The following is a 13835-nucleotide window of genomic DNA, read 5'->3' as shown; positions in this document are numbered from 1 at the left end:
AACAAATCGGATAAAAATAGAAAGAATCGACAAATAAGCGTTATAATTGCCAACCATAAATGAATTTAAAAAAGACTATGTTAGGAGAACCCCATGCCTTCATTTGATATTGTTTCTGAAGTAGAAATGAACGAAGCGCAGAATGCAGTAGATAATGCAAAGCGTGAACTAGAGACGCGTTTTGATTTTCGTGGTGTTGATGCATCAATCGAACTAAGTGACAAAGTAATTAAGTTAAAAGCTGAAGCACCACAACAAGTAATGCAACTTTTTGACATTCTTGCTGCGAAAATTTCAAAGCGTGGCTTAGATGTATCTAGCCTAGAATTAAGAGATGAGTCGCGTAGCGGTAAATACGTAATGCGTGATGTTGCTCTTAAGCAAGGTATCGAAAAAGACGTAGCGAAGAAAATCGTTAAGTTAATCAAAGACTCAAAAATTAAAGTACAAGCCGCGATTCAAGGTGAAGAATTACGTGTAACTGGTAAAAAACGTGATGATTTACAAGAAGCAATGCAAGTTGTTCGTACTGCTGATTTAGGTCAACCATTCCAGTTCAAAAACTTCCGCGATTAATACACTGTGTTTATAGCTTTAAGCTATAAGCCTGCAAGTTTCTGAACTTTACAAGGAGCGTATTTTGAGACGAATATTAGGTTACAGAGAAAAAGATATCTTCTAGCTATTTTCAGCTAGAGGATATTTATGTCAGTAAAAAACAAAACAATTGACCGTAATAAACACGGTAAAATAAACAGAAAATACACAGGTCCACACAGTACTTATTTTTACCAACAAACACCAAGTTGGTGGGTGAAAATGACAATGACTAAGCCAAGAAGACGCTTAAATAAAGCTCTTTGCAAGCGTGTGCTGAATGGTGCTGACCCAGAAGGAATTGTTTTTCCGTTAGGAAACTCAAAACCTCATGAGTACTTCTGGTAATTATTGTTTTATAAAAGCCAATCACCATGCTGATTGGCTTTTTTGATCTGTCTCCACTTACAGCTTGAAGTTTTAGACTTAAAACTTGTCTTTAGCGGTATAGCCGTCCATTGACTTTCTTCCCCAAAATCATCACAATAACGGCCTATTTTCGAGGTGCTTGCTGTATCTTCAGATACGTTTTATTTCAAAGGGTGAAATAGTCGCAAGATAATCGGGAAGTCGGTGCGTTTTCAGGGAGAAAACAATGCCAACACTGCCCCCGCAACGGTAATGTAGATGCCATGCATGTACAGAGTCCGGAGACCGGCCTTGAAGTAACTTACTATTCGCGTGTGCGGTGGGCACAGGCTAGGGGATATCATGCTAAATAAATCTGCGTTAGGCGTAGCGGTTGCTGCTACGTTGTCTTTTTCTGTATCTGCTGACGAGCAATCAATCGAGCACATCACAGTTTCTGCCAATAAATTCGAACAATCAATTAATGATGTATTAGCCAGTGTTACTGTCATTGACCGCGCTGATATTGAAGCAAGTTATGTTCGTGACTTACCAAGCTTACTGGCAACGCAAGCAGGCTTTCAAATTAATGCCAATGGTGGCTTTGGGCAAAGCTCAGGTGTTTCATTACGTGGTGCAAGTTCTCGTCATACACTTATTTTAATTGATGGTGTACGTACAGGCTCTGCAACACTTGGCTATAAAAGTATTAGCAATATTCCTTTAAACAGTGTTGAGCGTGTTGAAGTAATCAAAGGCTCACGTGCTGCTGTATATGGGTCAGATGCGCTAGCTGGTGTGATTAATATCATTACGCGCAAAGCACAAAATACGACCTTAGATGTTACTTTTGGCTCAGACTCTTATCAAGAGTATCAAGTAGCGACTGGTGGTCAGTTTGCGGGTGTTGATGTTGCCGTTAATGCCGGTTATGAAAAAACAGATGGTTTTGATGTTTTACAAGGCTTAGCCCCTGATGAAGACGGCTACGAGAACAAAAACCTTGGCTTTAATCTTGGTTATCAAAATGAGCAGTTAGGTGAGTTTTTAGCGCAAGCACAATACTCAGAAGGCGAAGCAAAATACGATAGCGCTTATAGCCCTGCAGACAGCAACGTAGAAAAAGGCGAGTTCGAAAATTACCAAGCTTCACTAGGTTGGAAAAAGGCTTTCGAAAAACACAGCCACGCCATTGATATCGCTATATCAAGTGATAGTTCAGATGACTCACGTATTGATTACACTGGTGCAACGGTGGTTGATAAGTTTGAAACTGAGCGTGAGCAAATCGATTACAATGGCCAATACTTTTTCAATCAAGCACTGACTCTTAGTGGCGGTTTGAATTGGTATAAAGATGAAGTGAACACTAACTCAGGTACTTACTTAAAAGACAGCCGTGAAGTGTTCGCTGCGTTTGTTGGCGCTTATTATGACGACGAACACGTGCTGGCAAACCTAACCGTTCGCCAAGATGATGATCAGCAGTTTGGTGATGAAACAACTTACACTGCAGCTGTTGGCTATCACTTAAATGACATCGCGACATTCCGCGTAAGTCAAAGCACTGGCTTTAAATCTCCAACATTTAATGACCTATATTACCCAGGCTCAGGTAACCCAGAGTTAAACCCTGAAACATCAGATAACCAAGAGCTTGGCTTATCACTCAATGTGAATGATATCAGCCTTGATATTGCGGTTTTCCGCAGCGAAATCGACAACAAAATCGCTTGGGCACCAAATGCATCAGGGCAGTGGATCCCAACTAATATAAACGAAGCTCGCCACGAAGGTGTTGAGTTTAGCTTTAAAAACCAAGTGTTTGGCTTTGATCACAGCTTTAACTTTACTTACCTTTCAGCGGAAGATACTGAGACAGGTCAGTCTCTAACCTATGTGTCAAACCACACTGTGAATTGGTCATTAAACAAAGCATGGGGTGATTTTGATGCTGGTATCGATATGCAATACCGTGGTGATCGTGATGGCAAGTTAACGCACTTACCTTCTTATACGTTATGGAATTTAGTTGGTCACTACCAAGCGACTGATAACTTAACTGTGTCACTACGTGTAGAAAACCTATTCGATAAAGAGTACAACGCCGTTGATGCCTATGGTACAGACCTAGATGGTGATTACATCAACGACGAATTTTATTACTACAACACGGCCGAGCGTCGCCTGTTTGTAGGTGCCCGTTATCAGTTCTAATAGCCATTAAGGTCAACTGAGCTGTTTGCTTAAAGCGAGTAATTGACATTAATTTGCCCGTTGATGTCATTCGTTTTTAAGTTAAAACACGCTCAGCGTTATTATTAGTTCTGCGTCTAAAAGCTCGCTACCTACTTAGCGGGCTTTTTTCATTTTAGTTTATCTGCGTAATACTGTTCGAACTTAGCAAGCTTAGGGGCAATCAGAATACTGCAATAACCTTGATTTGGGTTTTCATTGTAATAGTCTTGATGGTACTGCTCTGCAGGGTAAAAGTTTGTAAGCGGGCTCAGCTCGGTGACTATCGGCTCTCGAATTTGCTTTTGTAAAGCATCAATCATGGCTTGAGATTCTGCTTTTTGCTTTTCATCATGATAATAAATAACACTTCGATACTGGGTGCCGACATCATTACCTTGGCGGTTTAACTGTGTGGCATCGTGTAAAGTGAAGAACATTTCAAGCAGGGTGTTATAGCTTACAATACTGCTGTCAAAATCGAGCTGAACCACTTCAGCGTGACCCGTTAAGCCGGTACAAATTTGTTGATAACTTGGGTTTTCAATCTCACCACCGGCATAGCCAGAGCTGACATTAAGCACGCCTTTTACGCGTCTAAATGCGGCATCAATACACCAAAAGCAGCCGCCGCCAAAAGTGGCTATTTGTATGTTGTTATCCATATTTCACTTCCTTACCGTTTTGCTGACTATAGCCGAAAAAACAAAACGCCGTAAAGACGGCGTTTTGTTAAAGCTCAAGCTCGTTTAAATTTCTTCTAACGGCTTGTCTTTTGCTTGCTGCTCTAACTTGCTCTGTAAGTACTCAGGCGACTGGGTATTTCGGGCAAGTGCGCTGTATGCAGCAGGTACGACGAATAAGGTCAGTAAGGTTGCAACAATAACACCAGTAAATACCACCACACCAATTACCATACGGCTTTCTGCACCTGGGCCACTTGCAAGTACCAGCGGTACTGAGCTCATCACGGTGGTCAATGAGGTCATAATAATTGGGCGTAAACGTTGTGTCGCAGCTTGGGTAATCGCTTCGTTAAACTCCACACCTTTATCGCGCAGTTGGTTCGCGAACTCAACAATCAAGATACCGTTTTTCGCACTCAAACCTATCAGCATTACGATACCAATTTGGCTGTAAATATTCAGAGTAAGTCCGGTGTACCACAAACCAAATAATGCACCCACTAAACCAAGTGGTACTGTAAGCATGATCACAAATGGGTGAATAAAGCTTTCAAACTGGGCTGCAAGTACTAAGAAGGTGACTGTCAGTGCTAGTATGAATACATAGGTCATCGCCGATGCACCTTCATAGAACAGCTGCGATTCACCCTTGTAGTCAATTGCACCGTCGATGTCGTTTTCTTCCGCTGCAACTTGATTTAAGAAGTTAAGTGCTTCTTCTAGGGTATAACCATCTGCTAAGTTCGCACTTAAAGTAATTGCGCGCATACGGTTATAACGGTTTAAACGCGATGCAGTGGCTTCTTCTTTTAAGCTAATTAAGCTATCTAGCGGTACTAATTCGCCACTACGTGATTTTAAATAGATATTTGAGATATCAGTCGGGTTAGCAAAGTCTTCTTTGGTGCCTTTTAAAATCACATCGTATTCTTCACCGCGGTCGATAAAGGTCGTTACGCGGCGTTGGCCTAACATGGTTTCTAGCGTGCGACCCACATCCGATACAGAAACCCCTAAATCAGCGGCTTTGTTTTTATCAATGTTGATTAAAAACTGCGGGAACGTTTCTTTATAATCATGATCGATTCTTACCAAGCCTGGGTTTTTCTCAGCACGCTTAATAATACGGTCTCGCCAATCGGCTAGCTGGTCGTAATCGTTACCTTGCAGTACAAATTCAATCGGACGAGATGAACCGCCGCCACCAATACCACGGCGCATAATGGCAAATGCACGCACATCAGTTACTTCAGTCATTTTACCGCTGATTTCGTCCATTACTTCCCAGGTTGAGCGCTTACGCTTATCCCAGTCAGCCATACCAATGATAGCAACACCGCCTTGACCACCCCAGCCCGGCACACGAACAAGCACTCGGCTCAATTCACCAGACTCAGAGTAAGGCATTAAACGTTCTTCAATTTTAGCCATGTTTGCAGCGTTATTTTCATAGCTTGCGCCTTCAGGGCCACTCATCATGATAAAGAAAGTACCGCGGTCTTCTTTTGGCGTAAGCTCTGATGGCACTTTTTGAAATAGCATAAAGCTGGCAACACCGGCCAAAATCATAGTCAGTAGTAAGCTCCACTTACGGCTCATATTTGAGGTGAGTGAGTTACGGTAGGCATTTTCGATTTTGTTAAAGCTTCTATCCATCCACTGGCTAAACTTGCTTTCTTTTTCTGATGACTTCAAAACTTTTGAGCACAGCGCTGGAGAAAGCGTTAACGCAGTAATACTAGAGAAGAACACCGCGGCGCTTACTGCCATCGCAAATTCGGTAAAGAGGGCACCGATTCGGCCATCCATAAACACCAGTGGTACGAATACCGCAATCAATACGAGGGTCGTTGCTATAATCGCAAAGCCAACTTCACGGGCACCACGAAATGCAGCAAGTAGTGGTGGTTCGCCTAATTCGATACGGCGGTGAATGTTCTCGAGCATAACAATCGCATCATCCACCACTAAACCAATTGCCAGCACGAGGGCTAGAAGAGTCAGTAAGTTGATTGAATAACCCATAGCCAGCAAGAACATAAAGCTACCCACTAACGCCACAGGTACGGTTACAGCAGGTACTAGCGTTGCACGGATATTACCTAAGAATAAGTAAATAACTAAGACAACTAGCGCCATTGAAATAACGAGTGTGCGATAAACTTCATCAATCGATTCTTTTATGAAAATTGAAGAGTCATAGCTGTCTTGAATGGTGGTGCCTTCTGGCAGGTTACGCTTAATTTTTTCAAGCTCTGCGCGGGCATTATCAACCACGGTTAGGGTATTAGCTTTGGCTTGTTTGACGATACCCAAACCAATCATGTTACGGCCATTACCACGGAATAAGCTTTCGTCGTCCGCGGCTTCTAAGTGCACATCAGCCACTTCACCTAAACGCACTAAATAGCCGTCTTCACCCCGTTTGATCACTAGGTTTCGAAAGTCTTGTTGATCTTTATAACTACGCGCAGTACGCACTGTAAAATCGCGGTCGATAGATTCGATTTCACCGGCAGGTAATTCAACGTTTTCAGTACGTAAAGTGGTTTCAATATCACTACTGGTAATACCGCGCGCAGCCATTGCTTTACGGTTTAACCAGATTTTCATTGCGTATTTACGCTCGCCACCCACGCGCACGTTTGAGACACCATCAACAACGGCTAATCGGTCAACAATAAAACGCTGCGCGTAATCAGATAACTGCAATGAATCCATGGTGGTACTGTTTAGTACGAACCAAGCAATTGGGCTTTCATCACTGTTTGATTTAGACACCTCTGGCGGGCGAACCTGCTCAGGTAAGCTATCAAGGGCACGGGCTACACGCTCGCGTACATCGTTTGATGCGGCATCAATATCGCGGCTAATATTAAATTCAATGGTGATATTTGAGCGGCCATTTCGGCTCGACGAGTTAATACTTTTAATGCCTTCGATACCCGAAATACGGTTTTCGAGGACTTGGGTTATTTTCGTTTCAATGATCTCTGCGCTAGCACCTGTGTATTCAGTGCTAACACTAACAATCGGTGTTTCAATATCTGGGTACTCGCGCAGTGGCAGCATAGAAAATGCCACCAAGCCAAAGGTGAGTAATAATAGGTTTATTACGATCGCGAAGACCGGGCGCTTAACGCTAGTATCAGTAATTTTCATGGTTTAGCCCTTGATACTTACTTTGCTGCCAGTACGGATCTTAATGATGCCTTCAGTCACAACTTGTTGGCCATTTTCAAGGCCTTTATCAATGGCTACCCAGCCATTGTGACGACCAGCCACATGCACTTCGACTTTGTTTGCAACGCCATCTTCAATTTGGAACACATAGTGTTTGTCTTGTTGCGGGATCACGGCTTTCTCAGGCACCATAAGTGCTTGGCTTGAGCTTAACTCTAAGGCAGTGTTTAACAGCATACCAGGGCGTAATAAACCGCTCTTATTGATAAAGCTGGCAGTCACTTCAACGCTACGGGTAATTGAGTCTATGCGCGAGCTAATGTGAGTGACTTTACCGGTAAAAGTTTTTTCTGGGTACGCATCATTTTGCGTCATCACTTTCATACCGAGTTGCAGTTGCGCTAAGTATTTTTCTGGCACTTTAAAATCAACTTTGATAATGCTGATATCATCAAGTGTCGTAATGTTGGTTGTGCTATTTACATAGGTACCAATTGAAATTTCACGCTTACCAAGCAAACCTGAAAAAGGCGCTTTAATCGTCATCTCGGCCAATTTTGTTTTTGCACTTTCAAGTTGTGCTTCGGTTGCGTCAACACGTGATAGCTGCTCTTCTAGTAACGACTTAGCAGTGGCTTGTGAGCGAGATAACTCAGTGAGGCGTTCAAGTTGGCGGCGCTCTTCTCGTAAATTGATGCTTAATTCTTTTACTGCTAATTCTTCTTCTTGCGATTGCAGTTGAACAAGCTTTTGACCTTTATTTACTAAATCGCCATCGTTGAAAAAAATATCGGTAACATAATCGTTTTGTGCACTACGCAAGTAAATCGCTTGGTTAGCACGAGCACTACCAATTGCTTCAATCAGCACTGCATTTTCTTCGGCGACAACAGTATGTGCTGTCACTTGAGTTGCGCTATTACCAAAGTTGCTCTGCTCACCTTGGCTTGAAGGTAAATACAAATAAATACATAACCCTAGCAAAAGGGTAATAATAAATGGAAAAAGAGCTTTGCCAGATTGTGTAGAATACATCATTGTGTTACCAGAAAATTAGTTGAGTGTAGTGTACAAAATTAGTACGTGCACCGTATGTCAGGTATCTCATATATTTGTGCATTTAGCGTAAAAGTTAAAAGTTCGGCTAGTTTGTTCCTTTATTGTGACTAAAAAAGAGGTTTTAGTATGAGTAAAGAGCCAAAGTGTAATTATTGTTTAACGCTTAGAAAGATAATTTTGGTCACAATTGTGATGTTTATTTTTTATTTTTCTGTTTATGGATAAGAAATGTCCTGCACTTAGCGTGCGCGCTCAAGCATCTCGCCATGGCTGTGAGTTTTTGGTTGTAGGCGGTATTGGGCTGATCATTATTATGCTGGTTAACATATTGAGACCTGGCGAAATTAGCCTTGTTGAAATCTTTTTAGCAACAAGCTGTATTGCTGCACTGTTTATTGGCTTTTTAAAAACGCAAGAGCCATACTTTAGCCTAACATTTACTCAGAATTTACTTATTTATCATCACAAAGTTGGGAATTGGCAGCTAAATCGTGCTAATTTTCATCATAGTGGTATACCAAAAGTGGAACAGGGCTTAGAATACCTTGAGTTAAACGCAGTTGGTATTAAACTCAATAACATAGATGAATTTTTAACACAGATTCACCCAAGAATTGCCGGACGATTACTAATAGAGCAACGTCATTTATTTATGCAAGTTATTCAAAAACATTGCAAAAATGGTGATTGCCCATCAGAATGGTTAATAGAAGAGACGGACTACACTGCCCCAAGTGGTCAGCTTTACAAAGGATTGATTGCCATGTTTGCCAATCGTACGCAGCATTTAAGGCAATTGACAGGATACGATTTATTACTGCCTGCCAATGTACTTGATGTTGATATTTGGCAATTTAGTGCTGATTTGAATCGTTGGAAACTGAATCCTAATGAGTTTATAGAGACTCGCTTGCAGAAAATGTAAGCTTTAGGTGGCAGAAAGTAGTAGGAAAAGGCTATGAGTCAAGAACGTTCTTTTATTAAAAGCGGTCGAAACACAATTATACACAAAGATAAAAAACTTGATTTAGTGATAGTGAATGGTGAAAACCATCCACGTATTAAAGTGACCCAAAATGGCCTTGAGCCTTTCAAAGAAGATCTGCCAAAAAACCGTCGTGAAGCGAAAGAGCGCTATCTAGAGATGGTTTATGTAACCAGTCCAGATGTGTTCGCAGAAGAAAAACGTTTACTGTTTATCCAAGCCCTAGATGGTCGAGAGTATAAAGTCGACTACAGTAAAATCGGCACAAAGCTTTTCGTTCGTATCCACCAAGAAAGTTATTTATAACTCCTAGTCTGGCACTTTAATTGCTTGTTATTAGCTTATTTGGCAGTCGGCCTTAACCGACTTTTCATTTTAAGGTGGTAAACATGAGATTAGTGCCTCTTGCCCTAGTTGCATTAACGACATTAACAGCCTGTGGTGGCGGTGGCGGTTCTAGTGACTCGAGCATAACCGCTGCAACCGTTAATGCGGGCACAGATCAGCAAATCATTGAAAAAAGTGAGTTTACTGTATCTGCAAAAGGCTCTCCAAGCGATGGAACCTTCACTTGGGAGCGAGTCAGTGGCCCAGCATTAGAAGGTTTTCCTGCTGAGGGTGCTGAACAAACTGTTACTGCTCCTGATATTAAGCTCGATTCAGAGCTTGTGTTGAAAGTGAATTATCAAACCGATGATGGGCAACTTGTTTCCGATCAAGTCAGTATTTTTATTACTTCCAATAACCAACTTCCTGTTGCTGTTATTACCCAAACTGCGCCAGAAGAGTTGCCATCACAATACAATGATGTGATCACATTAAGCGGCGAAGAATCTGCTGATATCGATGAAAATGGCTCGGTTGACAGTTATTTGTGGACGCAACTTGATGGCCCAGATTTAACCGCTGATAGTTATACAAATCAAACAATTAGTTTTACTCACCCATTACTTGAATCAAATACAGCAATGACATGGCGCTTGACTGTAACCGATGATGAAGGTGGCTCGGCGAGTACTGAGGCGTCGTTTACCTTAAACAAAACGGTTGAGGTTATTATTGCTGATGCAGGGGAAGACCAGCAGGTTATCGAGTTTGATACCGTAACCCTTGATGCCAGCAACAGTGAAATTGTGACAGCAACAAAATCATGTTTTTGGGAGCAGTTAACAGGCGAAACAGTGACGTTGGCAAACCAGAACCAATGTATCACGACGTTTGTAGCCCCTGATGTCGATACTGATTCAGAGCTTAGTTTTGAAGTTACCGTGACAGACAGTAAATCGCGTAGCGACACAGATACGGTAATTATCGATATAAGTCCAAAACCGTTGGGATTAATTAACGATACCGGTATGAGCGATTGCTATAACAACTCGCAAAAAATTAATTGCGGCAGCGAAGACTTCCCAAGCCAAGACGCAGACATAGGCCGTGACAGTGTCGCTAATCAACTAGATAAAGTCGGTCAGGGTGACCTGGCGTTTGATTTTACCAAAATGAATGAATATGCCGACGAACTTCCTGATGATGCGACCAGCTTTAGTTGTGTACGCGATAACGTGACGGGCCTTATTTGGGAAGTAAAAGAAGCAAGTTCAACATTACCGCCGTCAACAACCGATCGTGCAGCAACAAACCATTATACCTGGTATTTAAATGGTTCAAGTGGTGTGCAAACGGGCAGTGTACAAGGGGCTGCGAGCTCTACTTGCCCAAGCACCAGCAACTGTGGCCTGCAAACTTACATTAATGATGTAAACAGCAGCGATTTTTGCGGTGGTACAAATTGGCGTGTGCCCACTTACACCGAATTATTAGGGTTATTAGATTATGCCAAGCAAGGTGAGTCTTCGATACTTAATAGTGACTTTTTCCCAAATCAACCGAGCGACACGCAACTAAGTACAGATGGCAGTTCGTTTATGCCTTATTGGACTTCGCAAACCGCGGCAGATGGAACAAGTTTGTCGCAAGCTTATATTATCGATATGAGTAGTGCGAATGATTTAGCGTATCCAAAAAGTAACACTGCCTTTGTGCGCTTAGTTAGAACGCCGGGAGAGTAATATGCGAAACTTATCTTTAATCACAGCACTTACCGTAATCGCTCTGCAATCGAGTTATGCCGCTGCGCAAGTATGTTATAGCGCCGTCACTGAGACGACGCCTGATAGCCGCTTTACTATCAATGAGGATGGTACAGTAAGTGACAGCGAAACGGGTCTTATGTGGCAACGTTGTACCTTTGGCCAAAGTTATGATAGTGACACGGATACTTGCGAGGGCACGAGCCAGCAGCTTACATGGGGCGAAGCTTTACGCGGGGCCGAAAACGCAACGTTTGCTGATTACACTGATTGGCATGTGCCAAATGTAAAAGAGTTAGCAAGTATCTTAGAGCATAGTTGTGTACAGCCTAGTATCAACGAAACGGCATTTTTATCGACTAAGCTGCAAAACTATTGGAGCAGTACTTCAGGGATCAGTCGTACCGATCTTGCTTGGGTGTACCAATTTGATAAAGGCATAAACAGCCTGCACGCAAAAACGTCCGATGTTTATTTGCGTTTGGTGCGCTACGAAAAGTAACTGTTAATAACTTCTAACCGCGCTTGCTCAAGCGCGGTTTTTATTTCTGCGCCTTTAATACCTTGAGCAATAAATTGCTGCGGACTAACTGCTCGTGCTTGCTTAGCTGTCTTTGTGAGCGACTCAAAACAGCTAACAGGTTGTTGCTGACTTATTTCTAACACCTTCAATACTTGCTCAAAACGCTCAGGGCGACGCCATAAATCAAGTTGATTAAAGCAAGCAAAAACAGCTTCGCTAGTCGGTTTTTCTGCACTTAATGTTGTTTGATGAGTTTGGCTAAATAGCGCTAAATCACGCACTTCATTAGGTAAGCGTATGTTGCTAGCTATCGTTTTTATCTCATCGCTTGAAAGTGATAAAGTAATTTGGCTAAATAATAACGCAGTGTCGTTAATTTGTAGTTTGTTAGCATAGTCAAAACGTGCTTGAAACGTATTGTAAAGCTCATCACACCATTTACTTTCAAGCTCAGGGCTAATTGCATGCAGGCCGCCAATGCTGGCAAGCACATTTAAAAACTCGCTAAATGCGCCATCACTGAGGGATTTTTCGCATTCCAACCAAACGCGCTCAGCGGTGAGGGTACTCAGTTCACCGGCTTTAACCATCTCGGTTAATAGTGATAGGGTTTCAGGGGCGATAGTAAAGCCTAGGTAATGATAACGAGCAGCAAAACGCGCTACTCGCAATATGCGTAGAGGGTCTTCACTAAAGGCATCGGAGACATGACGTAATACACGATTTTCAAGATCTTGCTGGCCAGAAAATGGATCAACTAAGCTGCCATCTTGGGCTTGCGCAATGGCGTTTACGGTGAGATCTCGACGAATTAAGTCTTGCTCTAAAGTGACATCAGGCGCGAAATCACAAATGAACCCCGTGTAACCTTGGCCTTGTTTTCGCTCGGTACGGGCTAGCGCATATTCTTCTTTACTTTTAGGGTGTAAAAATACTGGAAAATCTTTTCCAACTTGTTGATAGCCTTGGCTGATCAGTTGCTCGGGCGTTGCACCAACCACCACATAATCGCGCTCTTTAACGTCACGACCAAGTAGGGCATCTCTCACTGCGCCACCGACTAAATAAACCTGCATAAAACACCTAAAATTTTGCCTTTTCGCTATTTTACGTTATTTAACCAATAAAATGTAAACAAGGTTTTAAGTAGCGATGTTTTTTGCCATTATAGACCGTGATTTTAAACGCAAGGAATAACACGGTGTATTTAAGCTATTTTGGCTTGTCAGAAAAACCCTTTTCGATTGCCCCTAATCCTGAGTATTTATTTCTTAGTGAGCGCCATAAAGAGGCATTAGCACATCTTACCTACGGATTAGGTGAAGCGGGTGGCTTTGTTCTGTTAACAGGCGAAGTGGGTACAGGTAAAACAACACTAACAAGAAGCCTGCAAGAGCAGTTACCTGAAAACACCCAAGTGGCACAAATTCATAACCCAGCTTTGTCACAGCTCGAACTGCTTGCCAGTATTTGTGATGAGTTGAAAATTGAGTATGACAGCGCGAATGCGACATTAAAAACGCTTACTGATGTTATTAAAAAACATCTAGAGGCAAATAATCAAGCAGGCGGTCATACCATCTTAATTATTGATGAAGCACAATTACTCGCGCCAGATGTGCTAGAGCAATTGCGCTTATTGACGAATATCGAAACGGATCACAAAAAGCTACTGCAAATTGTGTTAGTTGGGCAACCAGAGTTACAAGAGTTATTAAAACGTACTGAATTAAGACAACTAGCTCAGCGTATAACGGCACGTTATCACTTATTACCATTAACGGAAGGGCAAGTATTTGCCTATGTTAAGCATCGCTTGTTTAAAGCGGGTACAGAGCAAGCCTTGTTCTCAGGTGATGCGTTAAAAGCAATTTATCAAGTCACTCAAGGTGTACCAAGATTAATCAATTTATTGTGTGAGCGTTGTTTAGTAGGGGCTTTTTCGCAGCAAAAATTGAGTGTTGATAGTGAGCTTGTGATGCGCTCAGCTGCTGAAGCATTGCCACCCACGAGTACACCAATGGCCACAGTAGCAAATAAAGAGCCGAGTTATGTGTGGCTTTATCCCGTTTCATTTTTAGCCGTATTAGGAATGGGTATTGGTTTATCCTACCTAATATAACGAGTGT

Annotated in this window: 12 protein-coding genes and 1 riboswitch; of the genes, 8 read left to right on the top strand and 4 right to left on the bottom strand. The window is 42.2% G+C overall.

Going from position 1 to position 13835, the window contains the following annotated elements; all coding sequences use genetic code 11:
- Positions 1 to 93 precede the first annotated feature (93 nt).
- The 3 genes from C2M33_RS15595 (at position 94) to C2M33_RS15585 (ending at position 3162) form a co-directional block, all read left to right on the top strand.
- Positions 94 to 576, top strand: coding sequence for a YajQ family cyclic di-GMP-binding protein (locus C2M33_RS15595; protein WP_063703177.1), 483 nt, complete (start codon positions 94 to 96; stop codon positions 574 to 576).
- Between the two features lie 129 nt (positions 577 to 705).
- Positions 706 to 945 carry a hypothetical protein gene (locus C2M33_RS15590; protein ID WP_063703179.1) on the top strand — a complete coding sequence of 80 codons (240 nt, stop codon included), beginning with the start codon at positions 706 to 708 and terminating at the stop codon, positions 943 to 945.
- 173 nt (positions 946 to 1118) lie between these two features.
- A riboswitch (cobalamin riboswitch) is annotated at positions 1119 to 1274 on the top strand.
- A gap of 34 nt (positions 1275 to 1308) precedes the next feature.
- Positions 1309 to 3162 carry a TonB-dependent receptor domain-containing protein gene (locus C2M33_RS15585; protein ID WP_105174855.1) on the top strand — a complete coding sequence of 618 codons (1854 nt, stop codon included), beginning with the start codon at positions 1309 to 1311 and terminating at the stop codon, positions 3160 to 3162.
- 149 nt (positions 3163 to 3311) lie between these two features.
- Here the strand turns inward: C2M33_RS15585 and msrA are convergent, their stop codons facing one another.
- The 3 genes from msrA to C2M33_RS15570 all read right to left on the bottom strand — a co-directional run bounded on the left by msrA (position 3312) and on the right by C2M33_RS15570 (position 8084).
- Positions 3312 to 3845 (bottom strand): peptide-methionine (S)-S-oxide reductase MsrA, encoded by a 534-nt coding sequence (msrA, locus tag C2M33_RS15580; protein ID WP_054560929.1) that lies wholly within the window; start codon positions 3843 to 3845, stop codon positions 3312 to 3314.
- Positions 3846 to 3929: 84 nt separating this feature from the next.
- Positions 3930 to 7028 carry an efflux RND transporter permease subunit gene (locus tag C2M33_RS15575; RefSeq protein WP_063703184.1) on the bottom strand — a complete coding sequence of 1033 codons (3099 nt, stop codon included), beginning with the start codon at positions 7026 to 7028 and terminating at the stop codon, positions 3930 to 3932.
- Positions 7029 to 7031: 3 nt separating this feature from the next.
- On the bottom strand, positions 7032 to 8084 hold the full coding sequence (locus tag C2M33_RS15570; RefSeq protein WP_063703532.1) for an efflux RND transporter periplasmic adaptor subunit: 1053 nt from the start codon (positions 8082 to 8084) through the stop codon (positions 7032 to 7034).
- Positions 8085 to 8325: 241 nt separating this feature from the next.
- Between C2M33_RS15570 and C2M33_RS15565 the strand changes: the two genes are divergently transcribed.
- The 4 genes from C2M33_RS15565 to C2M33_RS15550 all read left to right on the top strand — a co-directional run bounded on the left by C2M33_RS15565 (position 8326) and on the right by C2M33_RS15550 (position 11685).
- Complete coding sequence (locus tag C2M33_RS15565) at positions 8326 to 9033, top strand: DUF2982 domain-containing protein (RefSeq protein ID WP_105174854.1); 708 nt, start codon at positions 8326 to 8328, stop codon at positions 9031 to 9033.
- Between the two features lie 33 nt (positions 9034 to 9066).
- Positions 9067 to 9399: a hypothetical protein gene (locus C2M33_RS15560; RefSeq protein WP_063703190.1), complete on the top strand. Its 333-nt coding sequence runs from the start codon at positions 9067 to 9069 to the stop codon at positions 9397 to 9399.
- Between the two features lie 83 nt (positions 9400 to 9482).
- Entirely contained in the window at positions 9483 to 11162 is a 1680-nt protein-coding gene (locus C2M33_RS15555) for an Lcl C-terminal domain-containing protein (protein ID WP_063703192.1), read from the top strand.
- A 1-nt stretch (position 11163) separates the two neighbouring features.
- Complete coding sequence (locus C2M33_RS15550) at positions 11164 to 11685, top strand: Lcl C-terminal domain-containing protein (protein ID WP_063703194.1); 522 nt, start codon at positions 11164 to 11166, stop codon at positions 11683 to 11685.
- Here C2M33_RS15550 and C2M33_RS15545 read toward each other — a convergent pair.
- The gene (locus tag C2M33_RS15545; protein ID WP_105174853.1) at positions 11673 to 12782 is read right to left on the bottom strand and encodes a tRNA nucleotidyltransferase; all 1110 of its coding nucleotides are present in this window, start codon (positions 12780 to 12782) and stop codon (positions 11673 to 11675) included. The two genes, C2M33_RS15550 and C2M33_RS15545, sit on opposite strands and share 13 nt — an antisense overlap.
- A gap of 125 nt (positions 12783 to 12907) precedes the next feature.
- On the opposite strand from C2M33_RS15545, the gene C2M33_RS15540 reads away from it, so the two are divergent.
- Positions 12908 to 13828 (top strand): ExeA family protein, encoded by a 921-nt coding sequence (locus C2M33_RS15540; protein WP_063703198.1) that lies wholly within the window; start codon positions 12908 to 12910, stop codon positions 13826 to 13828.
- Positions 13829 to 13835 lie beyond the last annotated feature (7 nt).

This window comes from Pseudoalteromonas sp. T1lg122 (genome assembly GCF_002964825.1).
In the GTDB taxonomy this organism is placed as follows: Bacteria; Pseudomonadota; Gammaproteobacteria; order Enterobacterales; family Alteromonadaceae; genus Pseudoalteromonas; species Pseudoalteromonas gelatinilytica.
This window is presented reverse-complemented; position numbering and strand designations above follow the sequence as displayed.

Coding starts and splice junctions, on each gene's coding strand:
- C2M33_RS15570 (WP_063703532.1), bottom strand. CDS start 8,084: ATGTATTCTACACAATCTGGCAAAGCTCTTTTTCCATTTATTATTACC.
- C2M33_RS15575 (WP_063703184.1), bottom strand. CDS start 7,028: ATGAAAATTACTGATACTAGCGTTAAGCGCCCGGTCTTCGCGATCGTA.
- msrA (WP_054560929.1), bottom strand. CDS start 3,845: ATGGATAACAACATACAAATAGCCACTTTTGGCGGCGGCTGCTTTTGG.
- C2M33_RS15550 (WP_063703194.1), top strand. CDS start 11,164: ATGCGAAACTTATCTTTAATCACAGCACTTACCGTAATCGCTCTGCAA.
- C2M33_RS15595 (WP_063703177.1), top strand. CDS start 94: ATGCCTTCATTTGATATTGTTTCTGAAGTAGAAATGAACGAAGCGCAG.
- C2M33_RS15560 (WP_063703190.1), top strand. CDS start 9,067: ATGAGTCAAGAACGTTCTTTTATTAAAAGCGGTCGAAACACAATTATA.
- C2M33_RS15565 (WP_105174854.1), top strand. CDS start 8,326: ATGGATAAGAAATGTCCTGCACTTAGCGTGCGCGCTCAAGCATCTCGC.
- C2M33_RS15590 (WP_063703179.1), top strand. CDS start 706: ATGTCAGTAAAAAACAAAACAATTGACCGTAATAAACACGGTAAAATA.
- C2M33_RS15585 (WP_105174855.1), top strand. CDS start 1,309: ATGCTAAATAAATCTGCGTTAGGCGTAGCGGTTGCTGCTACGTTGTCT.
- C2M33_RS15545 (WP_105174853.1), bottom strand. CDS start 12,782: ATGCAGGTTTATTTAGTCGGTGGCGCAGTGAGAGATGCCCTACTTGGT.
- C2M33_RS15555 (WP_063703192.1), top strand. CDS start 9,483: ATGAGATTAGTGCCTCTTGCCCTAGTTGCATTAACGACATTAACAGCC.